The sequence below is a fragment of the Actinomycetes bacterium genome (assembly GCA_022599915.1).
Taxonomy (GTDB): Bacteria; Actinomycetota; Actinomycetes; order S36-B12.
In genome coordinates this window covers 1-26,871 of sequence record JAHZLH010000065.1, presented here as the reverse complement: position 1 = coordinate 26,871, position 26,871 = coordinate 1, and the positions used below count along the sequence as shown (strand labels likewise).

Genomic DNA, 26,871 nt, shown 5'->3' with positions numbered 1-26,871 from the left:
CTGAGATCCGTACCTCATTCGGACACCCCAACCGTATTTACGGCAACCGGCCGGGCTAAAGTGACGCTCGATCTGGAGGGTCCCAATGGAGGAAATCAATTCGGGTGATACCGCCTGGGTTCTTATTAGTGCTGCACTCGTCATGCTGATGACACCAGGGCTGGCGATGTTCTACGGCGGCATGGTGCGCGTCAAGAGTGTGCTCAACATGATGATGATGTGCTTCTTGGCGCTGGGCTTGGTCAGCATCATTTGGGTGCTCTACGGGTACTCCTTGGCGTTTGGTCCCGATTCAGGGGGGCTGATCGGTAACTTCGACTTCGTCGGCATGGCCAACACCGTGGGCGAAGTAGAGGGCACCATCCCGACGCTCGCGTTTGTGATGTTCCAGATGACCTTCGGCATCATCACCTGCGCCTTGCTCGCTGGTGCGGTGGCTGATCGAATCCGCACCATTGCCTGGATCGCAGTGATCGTTTTGTGGACCACCTTCGTCTACATCCCGCTGGCCCATTGGACTTGGGGCGGCGGCTGGATCGGCAGTCAACTGGGGGCATTGGACTTCGCCGGGGGAACGGTCGTGGAGATCAACTCCGGTTTCTCCGCACTGGCGCTGGCCATTGTGGTCGGACAACGGATTGGCTGGCGTCGGGACCCGATGCGGCCACACAACCTGCCGTTGGTACTACTCGGTGCCGGCATGCTGTGGTTCGGCTGGTTCGGCTTCAACGCCGGTTCCGCGCTGTCGGCTGGTGACTTGGCCGCCACCGCAATGATCAATACGCAGGTGTGTACCGCCGCTGCGGCGCTGGCCTGGGTCTTGGTGGAGAAGATTCGTGACGGCAAGCCCACCACGTTGGGCATCGCGTCCGGTGCCATCTCTGGCGCAGTAGCGATTACCCCCAGCTGTGGCTTCGTCAATCCCATGGGTGCCCTACTCATCGGACTTGCTGCTGGTGCCATCTGCGCCTGGGCGGTCGGATGGAAGTACAAACTCGGCTACGACGACTCCCTTGATGTCCTGGGTGTCCACGGCATCGGTGGCCTGGTCGGCATGATCGGCATCGGCCTAGTTGCCACCACTGCAGTCAATGCCGACGGCGGCAACGGGCTGTTCGCAGGTGGCGGCTTCGAGCTGCTGAACAAGCAACTGATCGCCTCCTTCGCGACGATAGCCTACGTTTTCATCGTCACCTGGCTCATCGCCATGGTGGTGGACAAGGTGATCGGCTTTCGAGTTGATCCCGACGTGGAGATCAGTGGAATCGATCTCGATCAGCATGCGGAGTCCGGCTACGAGCTCACCGACACCACGTCCGGCGCTTTTGCTGGCGTGGGTCAAAGTGGGCTCAGCCACTACCAGCAGGAACATCCCGACACCCCCGGCGCAGAGGAGCAGCAGCGATGAAACTGATTACGGCGATCATTCGACCGTTCAAGTTAGAGGACGTGAAGTCCGCCTTGGAACAACTCGGCGTTAACGGTATGACCGTGTCCGAGTGCAGCGGCTTTGGTCGGCAAGGCGGCCACGTCGAGGTCTATCGAGGCGCTGAATACGTCGTGAACCTCGTACCCAAGGTGAAACTCGAGGTTCTCGCTGAGGATGAAGATGCCGACGATCTCGTGCGCGCACTCGTGCAGGCCGCTCGCACTGAGAAGATCGGCGACGGCAAGGTCTGGGTGACCCCAGTCGACACCGTGGTACGAGTTCGTACCGGTGAGCGTGGCGACGAAGCGCTTTAGCACGACAAGCTGCTAGCGGGCGCGTCGGCCGACTGGAATCCGCCGACGACAGTGTCGGCGTCGGAGACGGCATCGGCGAGGCACTCGCCAACGGCCATACCCACCATGCCGAGTAGTCCGCAGTTGCAGTCAGTCACCATCAGCGATCCCCCATTTTCGGTTAGTGAAGCCAGATGGGTGACTACGACACCGGATGGCAATAACGTAGACCCACAGCAGTAATCCCGCTGCTGACCAGCGATCGGGAGTCTCGTGAAAGGGATCATCTTCAACGTCGTTGAACACACCGTCGCGGACGAGTTTGGTGCCGACGTCTGGGATGAACTACTCGCTGCCGCGGAACTGGACGGCGCCTATACCGCCCTCGGGGACTACTCGGTCGATGAGTTGAGTGCAATCGTGACAGCGGCCTCGGAAAAACTCGATTTACCCCCAGCGGATGTCGTCCGATTCGTCGGACGCCGCGGCTTTCCCTGGCTGATGCAGCGCTATCCGGAGATGGCTACCGGTCACACTTCGGCGCGGAATTTTGTCCTGTCACTGAACGAAGTCATCCACCCAGAAGTTCGCAAACTTTACCCGGGAGCGGATGTGCCAGTATTTCAGCAGCACGACAGTGGCACCGGTGCGCTGGACATCGAATACGTATCCCAACGACAACTCTGCTTCCTGGCTGAGGGACTGACGTTCGGCTGTGCTGACTACTTCGGTGAGACGATTTCCATCTCACAACCGAAATGTCAGCACAACGGCGATTCCAGTTGCATGCTCCGAATCGAGTGGCATGACCACGCCTGACGATAATGACCAACTGTTGCGGCGCCGCCTAGACAGAGAACGTCGAGCTCGGCAAGCGGCTGAAGAGATTGCCGAAAAAACGCTTCGCTCGCTATATCTTTCCAACCGCAACTTGAATCTGCTCGCTCAAGTCGCGGCCGTTGCCAACCAAGCCCACAGCACCTCCGATGCGCTGCGAGAGGTATTGCCAATTCTGGTGCATTTAGGACCCTGGGATGTCGGCGTGGCGTTCATGCTGCAGCACGTCGAGGAAGGGGAGGGTGATCCTCAGCTGCAGGCTGTCTATCGGGTGGGCAATCCGGACCGCCTCCCCAACATGGGAACTGCGGCGCACCAGACCGGCAAGAGCAAACGAGCGGGCATCGCCTCGCTAGCGCTGGCCGATTCGCTGTGGATATCAGATCTAAGCAAGGAGGAACTCGCCGTCGACGGGGAAGAACTGGACGAGGGATCAGCGGCTGGCTTTCCACTGCTCACTGCAGATGGCGTGATGGGCAGTATCGTCCTACTCGCACCCACGGCATCCGAACCAGATGACAGTTACCCGGATCGTGCCGGGATGATGGGCCAACAGTTGGGTGCCGTCATCGACCGGGAGAACCGAGCGAAAGACCGAGAGTCAACGCAACGTCGCTTAGCGGCCCAAGTCGAGGAACGTACCCAAGACTTGCTCCGAGCCCGAAGCCGAGCACATGAGGCAGCACGCTCCCGGGAGTCGCTGCAGGCTACCTTGAGTCACGAGTTGCTGACGCCGTTGCACGCCATCCGGAATGCCGTTGATTCCGCACCAGCTAACAAGAGCTCTGAACTGGAATCGCTCTGCGCAATCATCTCCGACTCAACAAATCGGCTGACATCCCGCATCAACGACCTGATGGACCTGATGGACTACACCACCGGAGAGGTGGTGGCAGTCGAAGCCGAACCAGCCCGAGTACTGGAACCTTCGCTGCAAGAGTTTTCGCAGCTGCTCGCGACCTCCCAACGCGAGATCATGTTGACGACAGATGTAAGCGCCGAACAGGAACTGCTCTTTGATCTATCCGCCGTGGTAGCCGGATTCGAGGCTTCGGTGGCCTTGGTGTTGGCTAACACCTCAGGACCCGTTCGGGTGATCCTGAGTTTGTCCGGCGGCAACCTCAACATCTCCGTCACCGCAACTGAAGCCGACCGAGTCAGTAGCCACACCTTGGTGTCACAGATCGTGTCCGCAGCGGGTGGATCTGTCAGCGAGTCCGTCAGTGGCGGCAAATACGGCGTCATTACTCGAATCCCAGCAACCCCGTCCACCCCGCCTCGTCAGGGAACGGGAAATCGGGCGCTCCTCGTCGATGACACCGATGTAGCCCGTCATCTGGGCAGCGGGATTGTTCGCTCGCTAGGATTTGAGGTGGACACCGCCGCCGACGGGCTGGAGGCGCTGGACATGCTAAACCGATCGACCGAATACGCACTCGTACTCATGGATGTCGGTATGCCGCGGCTCGATGGCTACGAAACTACTCGGGCAATCAGAGCTGGTCAGGCTGGCTTCGTAGCGGCCGCGCTTCCCATCATTGCCTTGACGGCGCTCACCAGTGACGCCGATCGACTGCGCAGTCAACTCGCCGGCATGGACGATTTCATTTCCAAGCCGTTCACTCGAGCTGATCTCGCCGACGTCGTCAAGAGATTCGTGGCTCAGTAGATTGTGACGACCACCGTCAGCGCCTGCTGCGAGTGACTGGACAATGATCTGATGCGCCCTTTGTCTTTTGCCGGAGCTACAGTCGCCAGTCTGCTTGCACCGCTGTCAACCATGCCGTCGCTTGTTCCTCGCACAGCCGTGATCCAGGGACTGTTGCTGGCACTAATGGCTGCGTTGGGCTACGCAGGTGGTGCCGGACTGGGCTGGCTGATCCGACGATTGAGACGACAACCCGACTGGCGAGCTCGCGTGATCACACGTCGGATCGGCATCGTCGTCGCGCTGCTATGGCTGGTGGCATGGTTGTGGTTGGGTCTTTATTGGCAACAGGAACTGACGCAACTCGTCGGCATCGAGTCACCTGACCTGTCCTGGATGTTGGTGACTGCGCTGGTTGCAGTATTGCTATCGCTGCTGTTGCTCCTGATCGGTCGTGGCATCCGTCGACTGTTCTTGGGATTAGACCGATGGCTGGCAACCAAGGCAAACCCCGTCGTGGCTCATTGGATCACTGTGGCAGTCGTGATGTTGCTGCTCGTCCCTCTTGTCACCGGATGGGCCCTGACCGGCATAGTCGCCGCATTCAACCCACTCTTCCAACAGATGAACGCGGTCGGTACTGATGAACCGCCACCGACCAGTGCTGTAGTTTCCGGTGGGTCTGACTCGGCGGTCACCTGGGAGAACCTGGGTGCCGATGGTCGGCAGTTCGTGAGCAACGCTCCCACCCCCGGTCAGATTGCAGACTTCAGTGACGCTGCTGCGATTCCGCCCATTCGCGTCTTCGTGGGATTTGAAAGCGCGCCAACCCCGCAACAACGTGCAGAGTTGGCGCTGGCTGAACTGCAGCGATTCGGCGCCTTTGATCGGGATGTACTGGCCGTCGGCACCAGCACCGGAACCGGAACTGTGGACGAGAGCGCCGTGCAGCCGTTGGAGTACATGTACAACGGCGACACCGCCACCGTCGCGACCCAGTACTCCATCCTGCCCAGCTTCTTGTCCTTCCTGCTGGATCAGCAAGCCGCACAAGACGAGGCGATAGCGCTATTCCGAACCGTCCATGACTTCTGGTCGACGTTGCCGGTCGACGATCGGCCGCAACTCGTGATCTTCGGTGAGAGCCTGGGGGCTTTTGGTGCCACCGCACCCTTTTCCGATCTGGATCAACTGACCGCCGAAGTGGATGGCGCGCTACTTGCTGGTCCACCCAACGGCACACCGTTTTGGAGCCGCTACACCAACGAACGAGAACCGAACTCTCCTGAGATTCAACCGGTCTACGACGACGGACGAAATCTGCGCTGGGCCAATACGCCCACCGCACTCGATGAACCTGCGACCACATGGTCTTCACCCCGAATCGCTTACTTGCAGAACGCTTCCGATCCGGTGGTGTGGTGGGCGCCGGAACTGCTGTGGTCGCAGCCGGACTGGTTGACCGAACCTCGCGGACCGGGCGTGCTAGCGCAGTTGTCGTGGTGGCCGCTGATCACCTTTGTCGGCGTCAGCGGCGACATGATCGACAGCCAAAGTGTTCCCGCGGGCTTCGGTCACGTCTACGGCTATACCGAAGCGGCCGGATGGGCTAGGGTCTTGCCACCACCAAGATGGACTTCGCCGGACACCACTGCTCTTGTCGAGCGCTTCGGCGGCTGAAACTGCTAGCCCGACGCAGGTGGACTCGTCTGCGTCGCGGGCAGTTTGTCTTGTTGTGGGGGGTCGACACGAGGCACGACCGAGCCAATCAGTGCCGCAGCGATAGAGATGGGTACCGCTGCCCAACCGCCGAATAGGAAGCCCAGTGCGAGGCCTAGGATTACCGCCCCCCACCACGGCGGATGAGCGAGGTAGGCGACCCCAGCTGAGATGCCTGCTACCGCCCCGACTAGCAGCGAGCCACCCAACAGATCGGCCGCGATGCCGCCGGAACCGGCCCCGATGAAAATCGCGGGGAAGTACTCGCCACCACGGAAGCCAGTGCTCAACGTGATGATGTAGACCAGAGATTTCGCCAAGGTAGCGAGGGCTATCGCACCCAATGATCCGAGCGCCAGCAGTTCGCCAACCATCTGCTCGCCGCTGGTCAAAGCGAGCGACACCGTCTCGCCAGTGATCAGGTGATAAATCACTGCGATACCACCCGCCATCGCGCCGGCCGTCACGATGAGCCACAACAGCGGTCGCCCGCCCGAGATACCTAAGATTCTTACTGCCGCCCAGCGAACCACCAGCAAGATAATGGCTGTTAACGCGGCTGCTACGAGACCGATCAAGACCGTCTGGGCGGAAAACTCCGCCCCGCCAGCCACCGAAATCCCGCCTAGCAAGTACGCCCCAAAGAACAGACCGGCCAGTGCCCAGAATCCAGTCCACTTCACGATCCGATCTTGGTCGCCAGTGAGCCGGGAACCAGCCAACGCTGAGACGAAGCCAGCGGTGACCAGCACCGCGTTCTCTGGCCCCAGCGCTAGCCCACCAAGCATCGTGGCTACGATCGCGCCCAGAAACCACAAGTAATGCCGCGGGGAAATCATCTCCAGAGCCAGACCCTCCAGCGGGCCTGGCGACAGCGCACCTCTGGTCTGCAGCACGTGCACCACAACGCCAGCAACCACGGGAATCAGGATGGCGAACCAGATCGGCGGTCCTGCTTCCCCCCACAGCGACCCATCACCCTTGTCATGCCAGACCCAATCAACCGATTTGGTCAGCGCAATGTAGATCAGCGCCGCGGAGATGAACCCGCCAACGGCAGCGAGCAACATCACGACAAGCCGCTTAGCGTTCACGTCCCCTACGCTAGCCATCTGGCGACGATCTTGCGGAGCAAACCACTGGAGTGATCTTGCGGAGCAAGCCCCTGGCGTGCTGCCGGTCGCCGCTCAGCCCAATACGGCAGTTAGATCCGGAGCCGGTAGCTGGATCCACCCCTCGGTCATCGCCAGTTCTTGCTCATTACTCCCGCGTGGAATCGAGTCGGCAGCCAACTGATCCACGGCAATCGCCACGGTGACCAACGCACTGAGGAGCGCATCCAGACAGTGATCGCTGGCCAACAACTGTTCACCGTAGTCGCCGAAGCCCAGCAGGTCGCCCGCCCGTTGAGTGATCCCAGCCAGGATTTTTTCCCGTACTGCTCGGCCATCCCGACCTTTGTAACCCCGATGGGGTAACTGCCACATTGCCAGCGCAGCAGCCGGATACACTTCTGCGATCAGACCAGTTCCGGAGCGATCAGGGGCTGCACCAGCCAGCAACTGCCTTTCCAAGTGGGCCATTCGCCAGGCTGGCACCGCAATCCGATCAGAGGACACACTCAGCGGCGTCAGCCGGATCGGGGGGTTGGTCTGCTCTGCTACTAGTTCCGCCACGCGTCGATCAGTGCAACGTTTCAGCAAGTCTGCTTTCGCCGGGACCGGGCGCTGCGCCAAAGTGCTGTGGTCGGCAATGAAATCAACAAACGAGGCGGGCCAACCTAAGGGGCAATCGAAACCGATTCGACTGCCTACTGGCAGTGCGCTAATGACAGCGAGGATCTGTTCATCCGTCACCGGGCTGCTCAAGCTGCAGAGGCGCCAGCGACTATCCACCCGCTCCAGCACTGCCAGCGCCGTATTGTTGTCAGCCGCGGCCAAGTCGACGCCCATTACCTGCATACCCCACTGTGGCATCGCAGGGCGGACGCCGCATCGCTGCCGAAGTGAGCGAAGCAGATGCTTCAACCGGTTCGGATCGCTACGGTCGAAGTCGGAACTCGACAGCCGAACTTTCTGGTCTAGGAGCTGAGCGACTATGGCGAAATGTGTGATGTCTTTGGATCAAGGCACGACATCAACTCGAGCAATCTTGTTTGGACATGACGGAAAGCCGATTGCCAGCAGCCAGGTGGAGCACCGGCAGATTTTTCCGCAGGCAGGCTGGGTGGAACACGATCCGATGGAGATTTGGAGTAACACCCGCAAAGTGATGGGTGCGGCGTTAGCCGAAGCCGCGATTCCAGTGAAGGACGTTGAGGCGATTGGGATCACACAACAGCGCGAGACAACTATTGTGTGGGACCGGCAAAGTGGTCAACCGGTCTACAACGCCATCGTTTGGCAGGACACTCGCACCAAAGGCATTATTGACGAACTCGGCGATCCGGATCGGTTCCGGGCGCAGACCGGTTTGCCGCTCGCGACCTACTTCTGCGGTCCAAAGATTCGTTGGATTCTGGACAACGTGCCCGGCGCCAGAGTTCGCGCCGAAGCGGGCGATTTGATTGCCGGCACCATCGACAGCTGGCTGATCTGGAACCTCACCGAAGGGGCCCACATCACCGATCCCACCAACGCGAGCCGTACCTTGCTCATGGATCTGGAGACGCTGCAGTGGGACGAAAACCTCTGCGATGCCATCGGAGTTCCCATGTCGATGCTCCCTGAGATCAAGTCCTCTTCTGAGGTCTACGGGAAGGTGAAATCACCTGCGTCCATGGCAGGTGTACCAATCGCCGGAATCCTGGGAGATCAGCAAGCCGCTACCTTCGGGCAAGCCTGCCTCACCCCCGGCGAAGCGAAGAACACCTACGGGACTGGCAGTTTCATCCTGCTCAACACCGGCACCGAACGAGTCATCAGCGAGAACGGCTTGCTCACCACGGTCTGCTACAAGATAGGTCAGCAGGACACGGTGTTTGCGCTGGAAGGCTCCATCGCCATGACGGGCAGTTTGATCCAGTGGCTGCGGGACAACTTGGAAATCATCGAAAGTGCCCCCGAGGTAGAAGAACTCGCCATGAGCGTTCCTGACAATGGTGACTGCTACTTCGTCCCCGCCTTTTCCGGTCTCTACGCCCCCTACTGGCGCAGTGATGCTCGTGGGGTGATCGTCGGGTTGACCAGGTTCATCAATCGCGGCCACATCGCCCGGGCGGCATTGGAAGCGGCCGCCTACCAGTCGCGAGAAGTAATCGAAGCGATGCAGGCTGATTCCGGAGTCGACTTAGTCAGCCTCAAGGTGGATGGCGGGATGGTGGTCAACGAAATGTTGATGCAATTCCAAAGCGACATTCTCGGTGTGAATGTCGTCCGTCCTGAAGTCATCGAAACCACCGCGCTTGGGGCTGCCTACGCGGCTGGCTTGGCCGTCGGCTTCTGGAAGAGCGAAGACGATATTCACAAGAACTGGGCAGAGGGCAAGCGCTGGAAGCCCAAGATGTCGGAGAAGGAACGTGAAGCGCTGTTCAGCAGGTGGAAAGAAGCGGTCGAGCGCACCCTGGGATGGGTGAAGAGTTAACTGATCCGACTGGCGGCAACGCCCTAACGGGACGCCGCCGCCTGTCGCTAGCGAGCAGTTATCCGATCACTCCGGAGGTGCGCAGTGCGGTGCGAACTCGCTCAGTGGACAACGACTACTGGGCACTTGGCGTAATGCAGTACCCCGTGGCTGGTTGAGCCGAGCAACAGTCCGAGGAAACCACCCCGGCCACGCGACCCGACCACAACCGCTGCCGCAGTCTCCGAGGCGGTGACCAACTGGCCAATGGTGGATCCGTGGACGATCTCCTCGACCACGTCCACATCGGGGTAGCGGTCTGAATGGCCCGCCACCACCTCCGCGGTAGCCCGAGCTTCCGCCGCCTTTAGATCGTGCAGCAACTGGTGCGCGGTCAGTTCGGGGCTGGAAGATAGCGCTGCTAATGGTGGCACCTCCCAGGCATGTAGCACCCGCACCCGCAGAAACTTGCGGCTGGCATAGTCGAAGGCGAAGTCCAACGCCCGCAGCGCGTGGTCAGAGCCATCGACACCTACCACAATTTCTTTGGCCCCCGGTGTGGCTGGCTCACGAACCACCGCGACCGGGCAGGACGCGTGGGTAGCGACTTCGCGGGACACACTTCCCAGCAAAAGACCGGAGAAGCCACCGCGGCCATGTGAACCCACGACCACCAGCGACGCCTGCCGCGACTGCTCCACCAACGTAGCCGCTGGACTACCGACGACAATCTCACCGTGAACCTCGAGATCGAGCGCCATCCCCGACGCCTTGGCCTGCGCCTCGGCCAGCACTCCGGCTGCCTCTGCTTCCATTCCGGTGACGGACTCAGGCGCGACGCCGACCCCAACACTGGTACCGACGAACATCGCAGGGACCTGCCAGCACACGACGACCCGCAACGGCTCGCCGCGCTCAACTGCAGCTCCTACCGCCCATTCCAGAGCTAGATCGGAAATCGGCGACTGGTCATATCCCAGAACAACTTGGCTTGACATGATGCACCTCCCACCGGGACAAGGCTGCACCTCAACTCCACCGCCGGGTGCCTTGCACCCTTCTCTTTCAGGATACTCCTGTGACCGGCCCTACCCAACTGCAACGGTGGATAACAGTAGGCTGGTGGCGGGAACTAGGAACGGCTGCGCCGGGAGGTCGAAATGTCGGGAACGGTCCTTGTCGGATTTGATGGCTCGTCGGAATCTGTCGACGCGTTGGAGTGGGCGATCCGGCATGTCCAACACTCCGGCGCGCACTTGCGAATTGTCGTGGCTTGGGCGCTGCCACCGCTGGATCTCACCAGCAATGAACAACTCTCTGCGGACCCGGCCCTGCTGGATGCGGAACGGGATCTAGGCAATGAATTGATGGAGCGTGCCCTGCAGATCGCTAAGGATCGTGGGCTGGCCGCAACCGGTGATGTGATTGGGGAGAGTCCCGCTCGAGCGCTGGTGGAGTCCTCCCAACACGCCGACATGCTGGTGGTCGGTTCGCGTGGCCGAGGAACTTTCACCTCACTATTGCTCGGCAGCGTCTCTCGGCAAGTAGCTAGTCATGCTCGCTGTACGACAGTGGTGGTGCGCCGTTCTGTCGACCCAGCGAGTCGGGAAGTAGTGGTGGGTGCCGATGGCTCGGACGCCTCGACATCGGCCTTGCAGTTCGCGGCCGCTGAAGCAGACCGAATCGGTGGAACGCTGCGAGTCCTGCATGGCTGGGATCTACCACCGGTGGGAGTCATCACCGGCGTACCCACTTTTTCCTCCCCCGAAATGCTGCAGGAGCTACGCGAGAGTGACTACCGATCGGTAGCCGAATCCCTGTCGGGCCTGCACGAGCGGTACCCCGACCTGCAGATTCAGCTCGACGACCAACAGGGCAACCCGGTACAGCTACTGGTCGAGGCGTCAGAGTCCGCATCCCTGGTCGTAGTGGGTTCGCGCGGTAGGGGTGGTTTCTTGGGGTTGTTGCTGGGATCGGTCAGTCATGGTGTCGCTCATCACGCCCATGCCACGGTGGCCATCGTCCGCTGACTCGCTGTCGAGTCCGACTCCGTCGTCCTAGCCCGATATGGTGAGGGACATGTCATCTGCGCCTGCCACTCAAGACGGCAAATCGGAACCGACTCCTGACGGTCGCATCGTCTGGGTGGACTGCGAAATGACCGGCCTGGACCTAGCAGTGGACGCGTTGGTGGAGATCGCTTGCATCGTTACCGAGGCGGACCTCACCCCGGTGGATGACGGCATCACTGTCGTCATTCGACCCCCCGAGGAAGCACTCGCCCAGATGGCCCCGATAGTTGTGGAAATGCACGAAAATTCGGGTTTGATCAACGAGATTCCGCAAGGCATTTCATTGGCTGCGGCCGCTGACCAGGTCTTGAGTTATGTCCGGTCTCACGTGCCTGATAATCGCAAGGCTCCGCTCGCGGGCTCCACGATCTACGTTGATCGGGGTTTCCTCGCTCGAGACATGCCCGATCTGGACAACCATCTGCACTATCGGGTCATCGACGTCTCTTCATTGAAAGAACTCGCTCGGCGGTGGTACCCGAAGGTCTATTACGCCGCTCCGGAAAAGACCGGCAATCATCGGGCTATGGGCGACATCTTGGATTCCATCGCCGAACTGCGCTACTACCGCGAAACCCTGATGGACGGTTCACCGAAAGCCGCTACTGCAACCAACTAGACCGCGACCACGCTGCCTACCCCGAGATTCTTCACGCGCTCAGCCGTCCTCCCGCCACGCCGTAGCGATCGACGACGGCTACACTTGGGTAGGCCACGGTTCGTCCGTGGCCCACGGTGGGTGTAGCTCAGCCGGTAGAGCACCTGGTTGTGATCCAGGATGTCGCGGGTTCAAGTCCCGTCACTCACCCCAACTGCGCAGCGTCGCCCTAGGCTGGCGCTGTGACGACTATTGATCTGAACGCCGACTTGGGTGAACTCCCAGGTGCGGCAGGAGAACAGATCGATGCTGATCTGCTGAATATCGTCAGCAGTGCCAATGTGGCCGCTGGTGGACACGCTGGTGACGCCGCTTCCATGGTGCGGGTATGCCGGACCGCAGCTGCGCATGCAGTCGCCATGGGTGCTCATCTGTCGTATCCCGATCGGGAGAACTTTGGCCGGCTCGATATGGAGATCACAGCGGACGATCTCGCTGCTGCTCTCACCGACCAGTTGAACGATCTGACCGTGGCTGCTCGGCAAGCAGACACGCAAGTGCGCTACGTCAAACTGCATGGCGCACTGTACAACCGAGCGGCCGCCGACCCGATCACTGCTCAGATCGTGGCGGACGCGCTGGAGGGCTACCGACTGCCGGTGCTCACCCTGCCCGATAGCCAACTCGTGACCGCAGCTGACCGGGTCGGTCTGCACAGCTACGCCGAGGCGTTCGTGGATCGGAGCTACACCGACGACGCCACGTTGCAGCCACGGCGATTCCCCGATGCGCTGATCACGTCGCCAGCCGACGTGGCCCGCCGGGCGTTGGCATTGGCGCGGCGCACGCCGATCGAAACCGTGACCGGGGGCCAGCTACGCATTTCTGCCGACAGCCTGTGCCTTCATTCCGACAGTCCCGACGCGGTGACGTTGGCTGGTCAGGTGCGGAAAGCGCTCCTGGCAGCCAACGTGACGGTCGCCGCCTTTGCTGATACCCAGTCAGCAACCATTCCCCGTTACCGCCAGGTTGGCGCCGATGCAATTCTGCTGCTGCTTCCTGACCCTGAGCAGCGTCGGCAACTGGCGGCATTGGTGAGCGTCACGATTCCTGGGATTCGGGAGGTCGTTCCTGCGGCGACCACGATGTTGGTGAGATTCGACCCTAGGCAGTTGTCCGCAGCGACAGCTGCCCGAGCAGTTGGCCTCGCAGCCGGAACCACGGCGCAGCCAGTCCCCCGCCAGCATGTGATCCCGGTTCGATACAACGGCCCCGATCTGGCGGCAGTGGCCACAACCGTGGGAATATCGACCGAGGCGTTGATCGACCGCCACACTCAGCCGAACTACATCGCCGACTTCACTGGCTTTAGCCCTGGTTTTGCCTATCTGAGTGGCTCTGATCCGGCACTGCATCTACCCCGATTGGCTACCCCCCGGACTCAGGTTCCCGCGGGCAGTGTCGCCATTGCCGATCGCTATACCGCGATCTACCCCACTTCCTCACCCGGCGGATGGCACTTATTGGGAAGCACCGACGCAGTTATGTTCGATCCCGAGCGGGCTGATCCAGCCACGATCCGTGCCGGAGACCTCGTCCGATTCGAGCCGGTGACCTGATGCTCACCGTCGTCGCGCCCGGGCCATTCACAACCGTGCAGGACCAAGGTCGACCCGGCTACGCCGCCATAGGCGTAGGTCCGGCTGGCGCTTTCGATCGATCAGCCCTGGCACTGGCTAACCGACTGGTGGGTAACGCCGAGTACGCCGCCGGGCTTGAGGTGCTAACCGGTGGACTGCGGCTGACCACTGACCGAGCGATCGAAGTGGCCGTGACCGGGGCGCAAGGGCCGGTCACCGCGGGCACCGCCGCCAGTGGCCGCAACAGTGTTTTTCGAATGCTGCCAGGGGCAGAACTCGCGATCGGACCACCGACCAGCGGACTGCGCAGCTACTTAGCGGTCCGCGGCGGGATTGCTGTCGCCACCACGCTCGGGTCACGATCCTGGGATTCCCTGGCGCACCTGGGGCCGCCCCCACTAGTCGCGGGCGCTCAACTACCCATCGGCACCGCGATCGCCGGCGACCCGATCGTCGCCAGCGCCCCGGTACCCTCGCCGGCCACGGAGGTGGTCACCTTGCACCTCACCCCCGGACCACGCGCGGATTGGTTCGACCCGGCGGCCTGGCAGGTACTCGCCAGTGGCGATCTGCAGGTTAGTCCTCGCATCGACCGAGTAGGTGTTCGGCTCCAGGGAACCCCACTGCCCCGTGCCGCCGCATATCGAGATCGCTCGCTACCGTCCGAGGGTTTGGTTCGTGGTGCGGTGGAAGTGCCCCCCGATGGTCAGCCGATCATCTTGGGAGCGGATCACCCCACGACCGGTGGCTACCCGGTTATCGGTGTGATTACGGCCGATGACACCGATCGTTGCGGTCAACTCGTGCCGGGACAGCCGGTTCGGCTGTTGCCGGATGCAATTTCTCCCCCAACCGGGTGACTAGGCGCGCCATCCAGGTCACAGATTGACCATCGGTCGGTGAGCATGGACTCAACTATTTTCCGCCAGTGCCGATGAAGTAACTAGTCAAACGACGACGGGGGTCGACCAGAGGAGTCACCGTCATGCATTCGGCAGAGGATTTCGGCAGGGAGATTTTCCGCGCCGGTATTCCCGTTGAACTCCTGATGGATTTGCTGGATCCAGTGGAGTGGTACGCTTCCTCTGGGTCGCTAGCTCAACTGGCAGAGCAACGGACTCTTAATCCGTGGGTTCGGGGTTCGAGTCCCCGGCGGCCTACATCCACTCCCTCGTAGACACGGGGGAGTTTCACATTTCCGTACAGTGCTGTGCGCTGCGCGGCGCTCTCCCTACGACCTCGCCACTAGCTGAGTCGATGGTCAGCAGACATCTTGCTTGACTGTGCCCTCACACGCTGAGCCACCCGAGTCCTGCTACCACTTGTGGCCACAAACCGCATCGACTACGGCGACCCCGGCTAGTGACGTCTAGACATGACGGTGGCGGGGTCCATCCGAAGATGAACCCCGCCACTGGTCGTGTGTACTGTCTACGGCTTGGGTCGGAACGCGATGTTCTTACTATACGTGGCTGTGTTGCCGTACACGAACATTTTCGCCGCGTCTTCGTTGGTGATCTTCTGATCATTCACCTTCAACTCGCCCCCATTCATGAAGATACCGCCAGCTTCGGAGTCGGCGTGGTTCTTGGTGATCTTGCCGCCGGTGAGGGTCACGGGGCCGTAGCTGTAGATGCCGCCACCATGGATCCCGGCGGTGTTGCCGGTGATGCTGCCGCCAAGCATGGTTACGACTCCAAGACGATCATTCCACCCCGTGTTGTAGATGCCGCCACCTTCGTCCTCGGCTTGGTTGTTTTCGATGCTGCCGCCGTTGAGGGTCACCTTGGCATTGGGGCCGATGTTGTAGATGCCGCCACCAAGCTTGGCGGTGTTACCGTCTCGTGGCTTGTCGCTGCCGACTTGGCCTCCGTTGAGGGTCACTGTCCCGTCGCTGTTGTAGATGCCGCCACCCCATGCTGTGGCGGTGTTGCCGGTGATGGTGCCCCCGTTGAGGGCCACCGTCCCTCGGACGCTGTAGATGCCACCGCCGTAGTCGGCGCCGTTGTCGGTGATGGTGCCACTGTTGAGGGTCACCGCCCCCTTGTTGAGGATACCGGCACCATCGCTGGCGCTGCCGTCGGTGATCTTGATGTCGCCACTGATCGTGAGTTTGCCGGCGACCTCCATCACGCGCATCTGGTTCCGTCCATCTAGGGTGCCTTTCCCGATGAGGGTCACCTGCGCATCGTCAGGCACAATGAACGCGTCGTCATCCCCATGTCCGTCCTGCGGTGCGTGGGTAAAGTCCGTTCCCTTGAGTTGGATGACCGTGGGGTTGCTACCGGCTTCAGTGATGGCGTCTTGCAACTCATTGCCGTTGGAGGCGCTTTTGTTGGCGTCAACCTTGACTGTCTTGGCGGTGCTGGCTGGTTTCCAGTTCGCGTCCCCAGCAACCTTCGCAGTAATCGTGGTGCTTTCACCAAACTTCTTGAACGTCAACTTGTTACCGGAGATGGTTGCCGCGTTGGTGTTGCTGGACGTGTAGGTGACCGTCTCACCGCTTTGGGCGTGAGCCTTCAACGGCATCGAGTCACCAACCGCATGATCGCCACCCAGGTCGGTGTCCCAGGTGATGCTTTGGGCTTGCGGTTGGGATGGCTGAACATCGCCGCCGCCGTCGCCGGTACCACCGCCGTTGTCCGGGGGCGGGGGTGGTGGTGGTGGTGTGGGGTTGGTGAACGTCACCATCTGGGTGTTACTCACCCCGTGACCGGTTGCCTTGGCCCGCAGCTTCACCTTGTGCTTCTTACCAAACGCGTCAGCAGTGTGGAACTTGCCCTTCTTAGTGGTCTTAGTCGCATCCACCTTCTGCCACTTCTTGCCGTGCTTCTTCTGAATCACGACCCGGGTCTTATGGTGATGAGTCTTCTTCACCTTGCCCTTCAACGTGATGCTGTCACCCTTGGTCGCGGCCGATGGTGCATGCAACGCCACCTGAGCCTTGCTGTGATGGGCACCCGCTGCCGCGACCGAAGTATCACCAGCCGGTGTGGCATCAGCAGCCTTCGCCGGTGCGCCAGCAGCAGCACCACCCAACAGCAGCAGCCCCGCCATACCAATAGTCGTCGCGGTAGTGGCAACGCCACTAAATGAATAATGAGTTGATGAAGTACTCATGATGATGCTCCTTCACATCACACAAGCCCACGCAGATGAACTGACCACCACACCAACCAATGCCCGGCTCGTATGATCACCAACGCCTACGTAGACGTACAAGAGGACCGTCCTCCCGGCCGCTGGACCTTTTCCAGCAACACCAACCTGATACCCCACACCACGCCACCCCCAAACCCCCACATCTGTGACACCCACCACACCCCCGACCTCTGAACCCCGACCCCCAGCAGCATCCACCATGCCGCGAACTGTGCCGCTGGCCTCCTACGACTGTCCACCACGAGACAGCACTAGACCCAAACGTTGATGTCTAGAGCACCGTTCAGCGCCACCAGGGATACCCGGTGTCGAGGACTCCCACTACGCCAGTCGCAAGTCAGCAGCCATGCGGCGGCCATACCATTTCCTCCCACCAGCGACTGTCGACCTGACTGGCCTCTTCGAGCGGAAGGAATCTCAATCAGGCGCAGTTGCGCTAACTGCGCAGGTCTATCAGGTCCGTGAAGAGCGCTAGCGATTCCGGGTTTGCCAGGGCTCCGGTATTGCGAACTTCCCGGCCGTGCACTGCGTCAGCAACCGCTAGTTCGGCTAACTTCCCCGACCGAGTGCGCGGTAGGTCCGTCACCGCAACAATTCGAGCTGGCACATGTCGCGGCGAACATTCCACTCGTAGTCGGCTGCGAATATTGCGAGCCAACGTCTCATCAAGTTCCGCATCCGCCGCCAGCCGCACAAAGAGCACAATTCTGGTGTCGTCGTCCCATTCCTGCCCAATCGCCAAGGACTCGACCACCTCCGGGAACTGTTCGACTTGGCGATAGATTTCCGCCGTGCCAATCCGCACACCACCTGCGTTCAGCGTGGCATCGGAGCGCCCGTGGATCACTAGCCCGCCGTGTTGTGTCCATGAGGCGAAATCGCCGTGAGCCCACAGTCCGGGGAATCGCTCGAAGTAGGCAGCGGAGTACTTACGGCCGTCTGGGTCGCCCGCGAACGCCAACGGCATTGACGGGAAGGCAGAGGCACAGATCAACTCGCCCCGAACCCCCGAGTCATGCCGTAGTGACTCGCCAGCTTCGCTCCAGACATCCACTGCACACCCCAATGCCGGACCCTGAATCTCACCGGCGTGCACCGGAACCGTCGGATTCCCAATCACGAAACAACCGCACAGGTCGGTCCCACCGCTGATCGAGGCTAGGTGCACATCGGACTTGATACTGCGATAGACGTAGGCAAACCCCTCAGCTGACAGCGGCGATCCGGTGGAGGTAATGGTGCGCAATGCGGTGAGTTTGTGATCGTCCCCCGGCTCGATACCAGCCTTGGCGCAGCCATCGATGAACTTGGCACTGGTGCCAAACAACGTCACCTGTTCCTCGGCCGCCATCCGCCACAGCGCGCCCGAATCGGGATGCACCGGCGAACCGTCAAAGAGCACGATGGTGGCTCCCGATGCGAGTGCCGTCACCAACCAGTTCCACATCATCCAGCCACAGGTGGTGTAGTAGAAAACTCGATCTCCGGGTGAAATGTCGCAGTGCAGTTGGTGTTCGCTCAACTGCTTCAGCAACACCCCCGCAGCGCTGTGAACAATGCACTTCGGCTTTCCGGTGGTTCCGGAGGAATACAGCACGAAGCCCGACGTATCGATCGGCTGCCGCAGGAACTGCGGCTCACCTACCGGTTGACTGATGACGTTGTTCCAGTCGGCGACTGGAACAACGGCTAGGTCCGCTGGCATCGGCTCTGCGAGCTCTTGGGCGACCGCCACCGCAACCGCACTGGGCAAGCCCGCGGCGATTTCCGCCAGCACAGACCGCCGGTCGTGCCGTTTGCCGCCGTAGTAGTAGCCAGTCGCTGCGATCAGCACCTTGGGCCTTACCTGGGCGAAACGATCTAGCGCCCCGGTGGCACCGAAGTCGGGACTCGTACTGGTAAACACCGCCCCCAGCCCATTGGCAGCCAACATCGCCACCAATGCCTGCGAGTTGTTGGGCACCCAAGCCGCTACGCAATCTCCTGGGCCGACCCCTTGCGCCTGCAACCACTGTTGACACGAAGCCACCTGCTGTCGCAATTGCTGCCAGGTGAGCTCTTGGCGATGACCCGCCTCGTCCCGTGCGATCACCGCAACGGGCGCCGCTCCCGGCTTGTCACCACCAGCCAACAGATTCTCGGCGTAATTGATCGAGGCCTCGGGGAAGAAGCGGGTGCCGCGGATACCCGCATTTGGGTCACTCTCGACTGCCGAACCGCCGCCTCGCTCACCAACGACCCCAGTGAATTCCCAGACCGCCTGCCAAAAGTCTGCTGGCTGGGCCACTGACCACTGCTGCAGCGTGTTCGAGTCAGAACAATGCGGTGCGTACTGCACCCGAAAACTCGTCAGGGCGCTCTCGCGGACGGATTCCGGACTTGGCTGCCACAGTAGTTCGCCCTGAGTGGTCATCCCGCCATTCTGCCCGTTGCCGCGGCCCGATTTGGGAAGATAGCTGCGCGATTCTGGCGATCCCGAAAGGTCTGGCTACCACTGCAGATTTCGATCGTGGCCGCAGGTAAGGGCAGCAGGCTAGAGGTAGAGGCCGGTGTCGGAATCGCTATGGCGCTCACTGGCTACAGCGTGAACATCGCGTTCCCGCATAAGAATGTATTCCTCACCCTGGATTTCCACATTCGCCCGGTCCTCCGGTTCGAAGAGCACCCGGTCGCCGAGTTCCACCGTCCGGACGTTTGGTCCCGTCCCCACTACTTCAGCCCACATAAGGCGCCTGCCCACGGTGGCCGTTGCGGGGATCAAGATGCCGCCAGTGGATGTGCGTTCGCCATCAGGACCGACACCACGCACGAGCACGCGGTCGTGCAGCAACTTGATCGGGTCGCCGCTATGTTCCGGCGCCATCAGCCCGCTGTAATCGCGGCTGGCGATGGCGCCAACTCGGCTGCGTCACGAGACATCGGAATCAACTCCGGTCGCACGCTGCCACGCGGCACCGGCACCCAGACCACTTCACCGAGGCGTCGCATGTGGCGTTTGTGCGCCCGGGACCGCAGTCCTTGGGTGATCACGATCAAACCCACGACCACACCAGCCACCATAGCTACCCGCTCAACCCGAACCTGACCAGTCTGCGGATCTACAGCCACCGACATCACCGCAGCCTTGGCTTTGGCCTTCAGCGCTTCCGGCTTAATCTCCTCTTTGAGTTGAGCGATATTCACCGCCAGTCGCTGCCTAGTCTCTTCGAGGTCAGCCTGGATGTCTTCAACAGAGCGGCGCTCCGGCTTTTCTGTGGTCTTCTCGGGCACTCGATCCTCCAGTTCGCGGGTCGTAGCGAAGCCTACGCGGTCAGCGCAGCCGGGTCGAACCCGTATGGCAGTTCCAGTCGGTTCTCTCGCAATAACTGCTCATCAGCCAGAAGTTGCAGCGTCGGACCGTCAGCCTTGATCCGACCCTCATTCAAGATGACTGCCCGCGGGCAGATCTGCGCCGCATAGGGCAGATCGTGGGTGACCATCGCCAACGTCCGACCTGAACTGAGCAGGATGTCAGCAAGTTCCCGCCGCGAAGTGGGATCCATGTTGGAACTGGGTTCATCAAGGACCAGTAACTCCGGGTCCATGGCCAACACGGTAGCCACCGCGACTCGCCGCCGCTGCCCCAATGACAGATGGTGTGGCGGGCGATCTCGTTGCGCCCACATGCCCACCTCGGTCAGCGCCTTTTCCACTCGGGTGGTGATTTCTGCCTGCGATAGCCCGGCATTGGCGGGACCGAAAGCCACATCATCGGCGACGGTAGGCATGAAGAGTTGATCGTCGGGGTCTTGAAAGACCATCCCCACTTGCTGGCGAATCTGCGCCAACGACTCGTCGGCCAGCAGTTGCCCCGCGACCCGAATTGAGCCCGACCGGGCGCGCAGCAAACCGTTACTGTGCAGCATCAGTGTGGTCTTGCCAGCTCCATTAGGCCCCAGCACTGCCACCCGCTCACCTGGCTGCACCACCAAATCAACTCCGCGCAGTGCCGAGGTGCCGTCGGGGTAATCGAAGTGCAGATCGTTGATCTGCAGGGCGCTACTCACGACATCACCGCCAGCCAGAGGCTGGACCCCAGCAGCGCTGCGGCAGCGATCGGCAGCATGGCACCGATCGCATACTGAGCGGTTGTCGCTGCTGTCTGCGGCTGCAGTTGCGGCATCTGCCCGGAGTAGCCGCGAGCCAACATGGCCAGATGCACTCGCTCACCTCGCTCGTAGGAGCGGATGAACAGCGTCCCTAGGCTGCGGGCAAGGATTGGCCATGACTTCGGACCACGACCCGAGAAGCCACGCGCCACTCGGGCTCGAGACATTCGGGAGAACTCTGCCGACACCACATGGATGTAGCGGATCATGCTGGCAACTATCTGCACCAGCAGGTCAGGCAATCGGAGTCGACGCAAGCCAGCGATGAGGTCGGTAGTGCTGGTCGTGGCAGCCAACACAATGGCACACACCACTCCGAGTGTGGCCTTTGCTAGCAGCGTCCATGCCGCCAATAGCCCCGGCTCGGACAGACTCACCGGGCCGACCACGACCCGCGGATCGGAGCCAATGACGGGCATCAGTAGGGCGAAAACGACGAACGGGATCTCTACCGTCATCCGAGTACCCAGCGTCCGCAACGGAATCCGGGCGACCACGACCACCCCCGCGACCAGTAAGGCATAACCAACGAAAGCCCCGTAGCGCTCCCCAGGCGTGGCCACCACGACCAGCATGGTCAGCAGCAGCGACAGGATTTTCACGTGGGCGGGTAGCCGATGAAGCACAGTGTCACCAGGAAGATAGAGCCGCTCCCCCAGATCGTGACCACGCGAATGGTCACCCATCAGGGTTGCCGTCAGCTTGATCGGGTTCGCCGCTGCCGCGCGCTAACGCCCGAAATAGTAAGAATGCGATACCGCAGGTGACCAAGACTCCCACCACCCCGGCTAGCCCCACCGTCCACTGCTGATCCTGCAATCCGGAGACACCGTAGTCGGCGAACGGCGAATCAGCCGTGGCGGAGTCCTGCTCGGTTTCCACAATCCCGGTATCGGATGCCACCCGTTCCAGCCCGTCCGGTTCGTCACTGGCGTACATGGACACACCTGCGGCGAGCAGTACTGACACCCCCATGCCCACGATGAGCACCAGGGCCACCGCCCGGCGCATGGGTGCCGACATATCCGTGCTGAACGCGCGAGTCATGCTTCAACTCGCTCCGGTAGGGCGGGTGCTGTCCCGGAGCCGCTCCGCCGCAACCCGGCTACCAGATCGGGGCGAACTCCAACAACGGCCAGCACCACGAGCGCTGTGACCACACCTTCGATCGCCCCGAGGACGGTGTGAACTCCGAGCATCGCCGTCGCCACCGTGGTCGGATCGACCGGTGCGGTGCCACCCAAGGCAAACTCCACGGCAAAACCAGCAGCAGCCCCCAGCACCGACAGCATGCCGGCAAACCAGGCTGCTCCGGCGATACTTGGCCGGCCTTGACCTAGCACCCGAGTCCAGAGCCGGAAGACCACCCAGGCCAGCAGGACCGGAATGATCGCCAGATTCACCACGTTCAGCCCGATGGCCGTCAGGCCGCCATCGGCGAACAGTAATGCTTGCACCAGCAGCACCACCGTGATTGCCAGCACCCCGGCGTAGGGACCAATCAGGATCGCAGCCAGTGCTGCACCCATCAGGTGACCGCTGGTGCCGGCACCAACTGGGAAGTTGATCATTTGAGCGGCAAAAACGAAAACTGCCACGAGACCAGCGAGTGGAGCGGTGGCTTCGTCGAGACTGCGACGAGCCCCGCGCAAACACACTCCCACTCCCGCCGCGGCCACCACGCCGGCGGCAAGCGACACCGGCGCATCGATGAAGCCATCCGGCACGTGCATGCCGCCTCCTCACGATCCAGCAACGAGGCCGTTGGCCCGTTAACCATTAAGCGCTTATTGCAAACTCCTTGCAATAACTTACCGCACTGAGCCAGTGCCGATGAAGCGTTGCGGCGGCCCAACTCACGCGACCGCCCCGAACAAATCACAGCAGGACTGCCCAGATACTCTCCAACCGGGCAACGCGAGACCGCCCGGCCCGACACCCCCCCGACCAGGAGGCAACCATGAGCGAACGACTTAGCCCCGGCGACGCTGCCCCCACTTTCACCCTCACCGATGATGCTGGCAACCAGGTGTCGCTGTCGGACTTCGCGGGCCGCACTGTGATCCTGTACGTCTACCCAGCGGCAATGACTCCCGGATGCACCAATCAAGCCTGCGACTTTCGTGACTCGCTGGATTCACTGCAGGCCGCGGGCATCTCCGTGGTTGGACTGTCCCCGGACACTCCGGAGAAACTGGCGAAATTCCGCGATAAGGAAAGCCTGACTTTTCCGCTGCTGTCCGATCCAGACAAGGAAGTACTGGCTGCCTACGGCGCTTTCGGCGAGAAGAAGATGTACGGCAAGACCGTTGTTGGCGTGATTCGATCCACGTTCGTCATCTCCGCCGATGGCACTATCGAACACGCCTTCTACAACGTGCGAGCCAAGGGACATGTGGCGAAACTGCGCCGCGATCTCGATCTCTAGCAGCGCGGCACCGGCAAGCGCCGTTCGGTCGGCGCCTCCTCGGGTTCCGGTCAGACTTCGCTACCGACGCCGTGATGCACCTGGAAGAAATTGTCTGGGTCATACTGCTGCTTGATGTCGAGTAACCGCTGGTAGTTGCTCCCCCAAAACTCGTTTTGCCAATCGGTTTCAAAGAAGTCAGCTTCGTTGGCATAGGAACCAGCACCAGGCATCGCTTCCCGGAACTTGCCCATGGCGCCGTTGACTTGATCACGTTGCGCGGCAAAGGTCGAATCATCTGGGTCCGATCCGGGAATCTCCGGATAGGTGCCCCGCGAGCCGCGCGCGATAATGATCAATGCTGCCGCGGCGAACGCGCCAGGATGCAGCGACGTTTGCTTGTCTCGCTTCCGCGATTCTTCGGATTGGCCATATAACCCCTTGTTCATCTGAATACTGAAACCGCTGTCGCGGGAGACGTCGAAGAACAACTGCGCCAACTTGGTCGGTCGCTGCAGCATGTCAGCTGGCAGCCACCGCGATTGATAGCCGGTTAGGTACCACGACACTTCCGCGCCGTTGCTGGTCCACCAGTAGTACCAATCGGGTGAGCCGGGAGTCGGGTCGTGCGTGATGAAATCCGGATCATTCTTGTCCCAGAAGTCGGCATTCCATTGGTCCGAAAACGGGAAGACCTGGAAGTCGAGATCCGTGTCGACGACGTCGCTGTTGTCGTCGGTCCAGTCGGTGAGGACCCGCCATTGACCGCGAGCCCATTCCTCATCCTTATCCACGAACACCACACCGAAGTCGATGGTGTTGCCCTCGCGGATGTTGATTTGCTCCCCCCAATCCGAGGTCGCCATGCGCTCCATCAACTTCACGATCCGGACCAACAGTTGCTGGAACACCGTGTCACTCTTGGTGCTAACAGTGCCTCGGATCAGACCCATGGTCTGCGGGATGGGATGAGCGAGCAATGTGGTCCGGGCGACGACGCCAAAGGTGCTACCACCACCTCCTCGCAGCGCCCAGAACAAGTCGGAGTTCTGATCCGCGTTGGCCACGAGGACGCTGCCATCAGCAGTGACCACCTCGAACTCCAACACCCCACCGGCACCAGTGCCAAACCGTCGCGAGAAACTGCCAAATCCCGAGCCCTGAATAAAGCCACCAGAAGCGCCGACGGTGGTGCAGCCCCCACCTTGGACATACAGCCCAGCCTTGGTTGCGGCGTGGTATACATTCAGCCAACGAGCGCCGGCACCAACGCTGATCGCTTTGCTGCCCTTACCGGCAGAACCCTCAGGTATGAACTTGTCATGGACCGTAATGTCGTCCATGTTGTGCGTCCAGAGCAGCAGCGAATCGGGCGCAAGGTTCCGGCCGAGATAGTCGTGACCAGCACCCTTGATCACCAACTTCACTCCGTTGTCCCGAGCGAAGTTCACCCCGGCGACCACATCGTCGGTGCTCGCCACTGCGATGGCGTAGGGGCTGACCACGGTGTCCCAGGCCTCGTACCACCCCTGCGTTTGGGTGGCTCCTGCCTCCGTCTGCAGGTAGAACGGATTCTCCACCTGCTTGAGTTCTTTCTTGCACTCGCCGCTATCTGGATCGGTTTGGCAGGCAGCCAACGGCGAAGTCGGCTGGATGAGCCGATCTCCCACTTGGTCACGCAGGCTCTGCCACGCCGCCTCATCTGGCCAACTGCCGGAGGGGGTTGAGCCTTCACTGGAGCACGCCGAAAACGCCGTCGTGCCAACTGTTAGTGCGGATGCTGCCAAGAAACCGCGGCGAGTGAGTTCCATGTCTACTCCAGACATCGCGGATCGGAAGCCAGCCCGGGGAGTTTCATGATCCCCAGTGCTTACCTCACCCTAGTGAATCGCCCAGAAGGTTTCCCGCGGATGGAACTGCCACCACCCGACCTAACCAGCGTCAACTAGTCGCGGGTGTGGCGGAAGTGGCAGACGGGCAGGATTTAGGTTCCTGTGTCTTCGGACGTTTTCGTCCTTGCTTTCCGTAACACCCACTGTGTGTGCATGTAAGTGCAGTGCACTCCGTCAATGGAACTACCCCCGAAGACAGAGACATTCACCCATCGACTGAGGTGGGTGCTCTGGCTCCGAATCGCTAGGCATCAGCCTTCTTGCAGGACTCCACCGAGTGCAGGTTGTAGCTCTTCTGCTTGTGGAGCGCTGAGAATCCAGTTGGGTCCAACCAGCCTTGGCGGGCAAGGCTCAGTTTCCGGAGCAGCTGAACAGATGCCTTCGGTGTTATCCATAAACTGTTGCATTGCAGCGTCAGTTGAGAAAGTGCCCAGTGCGATGTTGTCGGCTGAGAGTTCTTTCACCTCTCCGCAAAACCCAACTTGTTCAGGCTCCGAGTTGCTCATTCTCGTCCATTCGGAGCATTCCAGTCCTGCGGTCATCGCTGCATCTCGTAACTCTTCAACAGAGTCGTATGTCTCACCTCGGTTTGGCTCACCAGCGGTTTCATCGGATGAACATGCACCTAGAGCCAAGAGAGGAATGCAGACCAGCCCCGCTAGGTACCGTTTATCTAGGGATTTCATGATGGTTTCTCGTTTCTTGTGATGTCGGACATGCAACTCCTATCCAGGTTCGAGCGGCCTAAACCTCTGCGGACACATTGCAGCAAGAAAATGACACTCACTTTTGTTCTTTGTCCTGGTCTTTGACGCTGTTGTAAGTCCCCTTGACTATTGCTCCTGACAACGCAGATACCGCAGCTAGATCAGCCTTAGACAGTCACTCCGTTAACTGAGGTGGGTGCACTAGGTCCTGAGCTCGCGTCACGTTGTCGTCATTTTGCGGGGAGTGGCGCTAGCCTAATACCTCAATATGCAGTGGCAAGGCATCGACCCGATTTCGCGCTCAGTCTGATCCAACCCGTCAAACACCAGATCACCGATCCGACTCAGAAGAGTGGCCAAGTGCGCCTTCGATCCCTGTAACTCCAAGAAGTAGCGCTGCAGACGCAGCGCGGGCAAACAGCATCACAAAACATCTCAGACAAAACCCATGAGGAATCCGAGGACGCTGCTTTAGCTCACACCCCCTTAGGCGAAGAATCGGATAAACCCATACCAGGAGGCTACTGACACCGGTTGTGCTTTGGCAACCCGTTGGAGATTGGATGTTTCATGCGCAAGTACATGATTGCTACCGCTGGCGCCGGAGTCCTTGCGGGTGCTGTTGGCGGGACCCCTTGAAGTGATCCACTCACTCGGAGAGTCGGTGGGTGCATTTGCACTGGTCAGCGTACTCGGTGGGGGTCAGGTAGCCCAGCCTTGAGTGGCGGTGGGTCTTGTTGTAGCTGTTCTTCCAGTCG

24 protein-coding genes and 2 tRNA genes are annotated in these 26,871 nt (G+C 60.8%); 13 read left to right on the top strand and 13 right to left on the bottom strand.

What is annotated here, in order from left to right; all coding sequences use genetic code 11:
* Positions 1-85 precede the first annotated feature (85 nt).
* The 5 genes from K0U62_10425 (at position 86) to K0U62_10405 (ending at position 5,887) form a co-directional block, all read left to right on the top strand.
* Positions 86-1,408, top strand: coding sequence for an ammonium transporter (locus K0U62_10425; protein MCH9801925.1), 1,323 nt, complete (start codon positions 86-88; stop codon positions 1,406-1,408).
* The gene (locus tag K0U62_10420) at positions 1,405-1,743 is read left to right on the top strand and encodes a P-II family nitrogen regulator (GenBank protein ID MCH9801924.1); all 339 of its coding nucleotides are present in this window, start codon (positions 1,405-1,407) and stop codon (positions 1,741-1,743) included. Before K0U62_10425 ends, K0U62_10420 begins: the two co-directional genes overlap by 4 nt.
* Positions 1,744-1,995: 252 nt before the next feature.
* Positions 1,996-2,541 (top strand): heme NO-binding domain-containing protein, encoded by a 546-nt coding sequence (locus K0U62_10415; GenBank protein MCH9801923.1) that lies wholly within the window; start codon positions 1,996-1,998, stop codon positions 2,539-2,541.
* Positions 2,528-4,228: a response regulator gene (locus tag K0U62_10410; protein MCH9801922.1), complete on the top strand. Its 1,701-nt coding sequence runs from the start codon at positions 2,528-2,530 to the stop codon at positions 4,226-4,228. The genes K0U62_10415 and K0U62_10410 overlap by 14 nt, the downstream gene beginning before the upstream one ends.
* A gap of 51 nt (positions 4,229-4,279) precedes the next feature.
* Positions 4,280-5,887, top strand: coding sequence for an alpha/beta hydrolase (locus K0U62_10405; GenBank protein ID MCH9801921.1), 1,608 nt, complete (start codon positions 4,280-4,282; stop codon positions 5,885-5,887).
* A gap of 5 nt (positions 5,888-5,892) precedes the next feature.
* On the opposite strand, the gene K0U62_10400 is transcribed toward K0U62_10405, so the two are convergent.
* Together K0U62_10400 and K0U62_10395 are read right to left on the bottom strand one after the other, a co-directional pair.
* A complete protein-coding gene (locus K0U62_10400) occupies positions 5,893-7,038 on the bottom strand; it encodes a hypothetical protein (GenBank protein ID MCH9801920.1) in 1,146 nt (381 codons plus the stop codon).
* 75 nt (positions 7,039-7,113) lie between these two features.
* Positions 7,114-7,887, bottom strand: coding sequence for a DUF429 domain-containing protein (locus K0U62_10395; protein MCH9801919.1), 774 nt, complete (start codon positions 7,885-7,887; stop codon positions 7,114-7,116).
* A 136-nt stretch (positions 7,888-8,023) separates the two neighbouring features.
* Between K0U62_10395 and glpK the strand changes: the two genes are divergently transcribed.
* Complete coding sequence (gene glpK / locus K0U62_10390; GenBank protein MCH9801918.1) at positions 8,024-9,508, top strand: glycerol kinase GlpK; 1,485 nt, start codon at positions 8,024-8,026, stop codon at positions 9,506-9,508.
* Between the two features lie 101 nt (positions 9,509-9,609).
* On the opposite strand, the gene K0U62_10385 is transcribed toward glpK, so the two are convergent.
* Complete coding sequence (locus K0U62_10385; protein MCH9801917.1) at positions 9,610-10,485, bottom strand: universal stress protein; 876 nt, start codon at positions 10,483-10,485, stop codon at positions 9,610-9,612.
* A gap of 162 nt (positions 10,486-10,647) precedes the next feature.
* On the opposite strand from K0U62_10385, the gene K0U62_10380 reads away from it, so the two are divergent.
* The 6 genes from K0U62_10380 (at position 10,648) to K0U62_10355 (ending at position 14,957) form a co-directional block, all read left to right on the top strand.
* Entirely contained in the window at positions 10,648-11,517 is an 870-nt protein-coding gene (locus K0U62_10380; protein MCH9801916.1) for a universal stress protein, read from the top strand.
* 49 nt (positions 11,518-11,566) lie between these two features.
* On the top strand, positions 11,567-12,178 hold the full coding sequence (gene orn, locus K0U62_10375; protein MCH9801915.1) for an oligoribonuclease: 612 nt from the start codon (positions 11,567-11,569) through the stop codon (positions 12,176-12,178).
* 116 nt (positions 12,179-12,294) lie between these two features.
* Positions 12,295-12,370: transfer RNA gene (locus tag K0U62_10370), tRNA-His, on the top strand.
* Positions 12,371-12,399: 29 nt separating this feature from the next.
* Positions 12,400-13,776, top strand: coding sequence for a 5-oxoprolinase subunit PxpA (gene pxpA / locus K0U62_10365; protein ID MCH9801914.1), 1,377 nt, complete (start codon positions 12,400-12,402; stop codon positions 13,774-13,776).
* Positions 13,776-14,657, top strand: coding sequence for a biotin-dependent carboxyltransferase family protein (locus K0U62_10360; GenBank protein ID MCH9801913.1), 882 nt, complete (start codon positions 13,776-13,778; stop codon positions 14,655-14,657). Before pxpA ends, K0U62_10360 begins: the two co-directional genes overlap by 1 nt.
* Before the next feature lie 227 nt (positions 14,658-14,884).
* Positions 14,885-14,957: transfer RNA gene (locus tag K0U62_10355), tRNA-Lys, on the top strand.
* 271 nt (positions 14,958-15,228) lie between these two features.
* On the opposite strand, the gene K0U62_10350 is transcribed toward K0U62_10355, so the two are convergent.
* The 8 genes from K0U62_10350 to K0U62_10315 form a co-directional block, all read right to left on the bottom strand.
* Positions 15,229-16,917, bottom strand: coding sequence for a hypothetical protein (locus tag K0U62_10350; protein ID MCH9801912.1), 1,689 nt, complete (start codon positions 16,915-16,917; stop codon positions 15,229-15,231).
* Positions 16,918-17,395: 478 nt separating this feature from the next.
* Positions 17,396-19,372, bottom strand: coding sequence for an acetoacetate--CoA ligase (locus K0U62_10345; GenBank protein ID MCH9801911.1), 1,977 nt, complete (start codon positions 19,370-19,372; stop codon positions 17,396-17,398).
* Positions 19,373-19,492: 120 nt separating this feature from the next.
* Entirely contained in the window at positions 19,493-19,822 is a 330-nt protein-coding gene (locus K0U62_10340) for a co-chaperone GroES (protein ID MCH9801910.1), read from the bottom strand.
* Positions 19,822-20,229, bottom strand: a complete 408-nt coding sequence (locus K0U62_10335) for a DUF3618 domain-containing protein (GenBank protein ID MCH9801909.1) — start codon at positions 20,227-20,229, stop codon at positions 19,822-19,824. The genes K0U62_10340 and K0U62_10335 overlap by 1 nt, the downstream gene beginning before the upstream one ends.
* 32 nt (positions 20,230-20,261) lie before the next feature.
* On the bottom strand, positions 20,262-21,005 hold the full coding sequence (locus K0U62_10330) for an energy-coupling factor ABC transporter ATP-binding protein (GenBank protein ID MCH9801908.1): 744 nt from the start codon (positions 21,003-21,005) through the stop codon (positions 20,262-20,264).
* Entirely contained in the window at positions 21,002-21,793 is a 792-nt protein-coding gene (gene cbiQ, locus K0U62_10325; GenBank protein ID MCH9801907.1) for a cobalt ECF transporter T component CbiQ, read from the bottom strand. Before cbiQ ends, K0U62_10330 begins: the two co-directional genes overlap by 4 nt.
* On the bottom strand, positions 21,786-22,154 hold the full coding sequence (locus tag K0U62_10320; GenBank protein MCH9801906.1) for a PDGLE domain-containing protein: 369 nt from the start codon (positions 22,152-22,154) through the stop codon (positions 21,786-21,788). The genes cbiQ and K0U62_10320 overlap by 8 nt, the downstream gene beginning before the upstream one ends.
* Positions 22,151-22,840 (bottom strand): energy-coupling factor ABC transporter permease, encoded by a 690-nt coding sequence (locus K0U62_10315; protein ID MCH9801905.1) that lies wholly within the window; start codon positions 22,838-22,840, stop codon positions 22,151-22,153. The genes K0U62_10320 and K0U62_10315 overlap by 4 nt, the downstream gene beginning before the upstream one ends.
* Before the next feature lie 227 nt (positions 22,841-23,067).
* Here K0U62_10315 and bcp point away from each other — a divergent pair, with 227 nt between their 5' ends.
* Positions 23,068-23,535: a thioredoxin-dependent thiol peroxidase gene (bcp, locus tag K0U62_10310; protein MCH9801904.1), complete on the top strand. Its 468-nt coding sequence runs from the start codon at positions 23,068-23,070 to the stop codon at positions 23,533-23,535.
* Between the two features lie 50 nt (positions 23,536-23,585).
* On the opposite strand, the gene K0U62_10305 is transcribed toward bcp, so the two are convergent.
* A complete protein-coding gene (locus K0U62_10305; GenBank protein ID MCH9801903.1) occupies positions 23,586-25,325 on the bottom strand; it encodes an FAD-binding oxidoreductase in 1,740 nt (579 codons plus the stop codon).
* A gap of 332 nt (positions 25,326-25,657) precedes the next feature.
* Positions 25,658-26,092, bottom strand: a complete 435-nt coding sequence (locus K0U62_10300) for a hypothetical protein (protein ID MCH9801902.1) — start codon at positions 26,090-26,092, stop codon at positions 25,658-25,660.
* Positions 26,093-26,871: the final 779 nt, after the last annotated feature.

Coding starts and splice junctions, on each gene's coding strand:
- K0U62_10385 (MCH9801917.1), bottom strand. CDS start 10,485: ATGTCAAGCCAAGTTGTTCTGGGATATGACCAGTCGCCGATTTCCGAT.
- bcp (MCH9801904.1), top strand. CDS start 23,068: ATGAGCGAACGACTTAGCCCCGGCGACGCTGCCCCCACTTTCACCCTC.
- K0U62_10345 (MCH9801911.1), bottom strand. CDS start 19,372: ATGACCACTCAGGGCGAACTACTGTGGCAGCCAAGTCCGGAATCCGTC.
- K0U62_10410 (MCH9801922.1), top strand. CDS start 2,528: ATGACCACGCCTGACGATAATGACCAACTGTTGCGGCGCCGCCTAGAC.
- K0U62_10420 (MCH9801924.1), top strand. CDS start 1,405: ATGAAACTGATTACGGCGATCATTCGACCGTTCAAGTTAGAGGACGTG.
- cbiQ (MCH9801907.1), bottom strand. CDS start 21,793: ATGGGTGACCATTCGCGTGGTCACGATCTGGGGGAGCGGCTCTATCTT.
- K0U62_10395 (MCH9801919.1), bottom strand. CDS start 7,887: ATGCAGGTAATGGGCGTCGACTTGGCCGCGGCTGACAACAATACGGCG.
- K0U62_10380 (MCH9801916.1), top strand. CDS start 10,648: ATGTCGGGAACGGTCCTTGTCGGATTTGATGGCTCGTCGGAATCTGTC.
- orn (MCH9801915.1), top strand. CDS start 11,567: ATGTCATCTGCGCCTGCCACTCAAGACGGCAAATCGGAACCGACTCCT.
- K0U62_10350 (MCH9801912.1), bottom strand. CDS start 16,917: ATGAGTACTTCATCAACTCATTATTCATTTAGTGGCGTTGCCACTACC.
- K0U62_10315 (MCH9801905.1), bottom strand. CDS start 22,840: ATGCACGTGCCGGATGGCTTCATCGATGCGCCGGTGTCGCTTGCCGCC.
- glpK (MCH9801918.1), top strand. CDS start 8,024: ATGGCGAAATGTGTGATGTCTTTGGATCAAGGCACGACATCAACTCGA.
- K0U62_10300 (MCH9801902.1), bottom strand. CDS start 26,092: ATGAAATCCCTAGATAAACGGTACCTAGCGGGGCTGGTCTGCATTCCT.
- K0U62_10305 (MCH9801903.1), bottom strand. CDS start 25,325: ATGGAACTCACTCGCCGCGGTTTCTTGGCAGCATCCGCACTAACAGTT.
- K0U62_10340 (MCH9801910.1), bottom strand. CDS start 19,822: ATGGCGCCGGAACATAGCGGCGACCCGATCAAGTTGCTGCACGACCGC.
- K0U62_10400 (MCH9801920.1), bottom strand. CDS start 7,038: ATGGCTAGCGTAGGGGACGTGAACGCTAAGCGGCTTGTCGTGATGTTG.
- K0U62_10405 (MCH9801921.1), top strand. CDS start 4,280: ATGCGCCCTTTGTCTTTTGCCGGAGCTACAGTCGCCAGTCTGCTTGCA.
- K0U62_10320 (MCH9801906.1), bottom strand. CDS start 22,154: ATGACTCGCGCGTTCAGCACGGATATGTCGGCACCCATGCGCCGGGCG.
- K0U62_10360 (MCH9801913.1), top strand. CDS start 13,776: ATGCTCACCGTCGTCGCGCCCGGGCCATTCACAACCGTGCAGGACCAA.
- K0U62_10425 (MCH9801925.1), top strand. CDS start 86: ATGGAGGAAATCAATTCGGGTGATACCGCCTGGGTTCTTATTAGTGCT.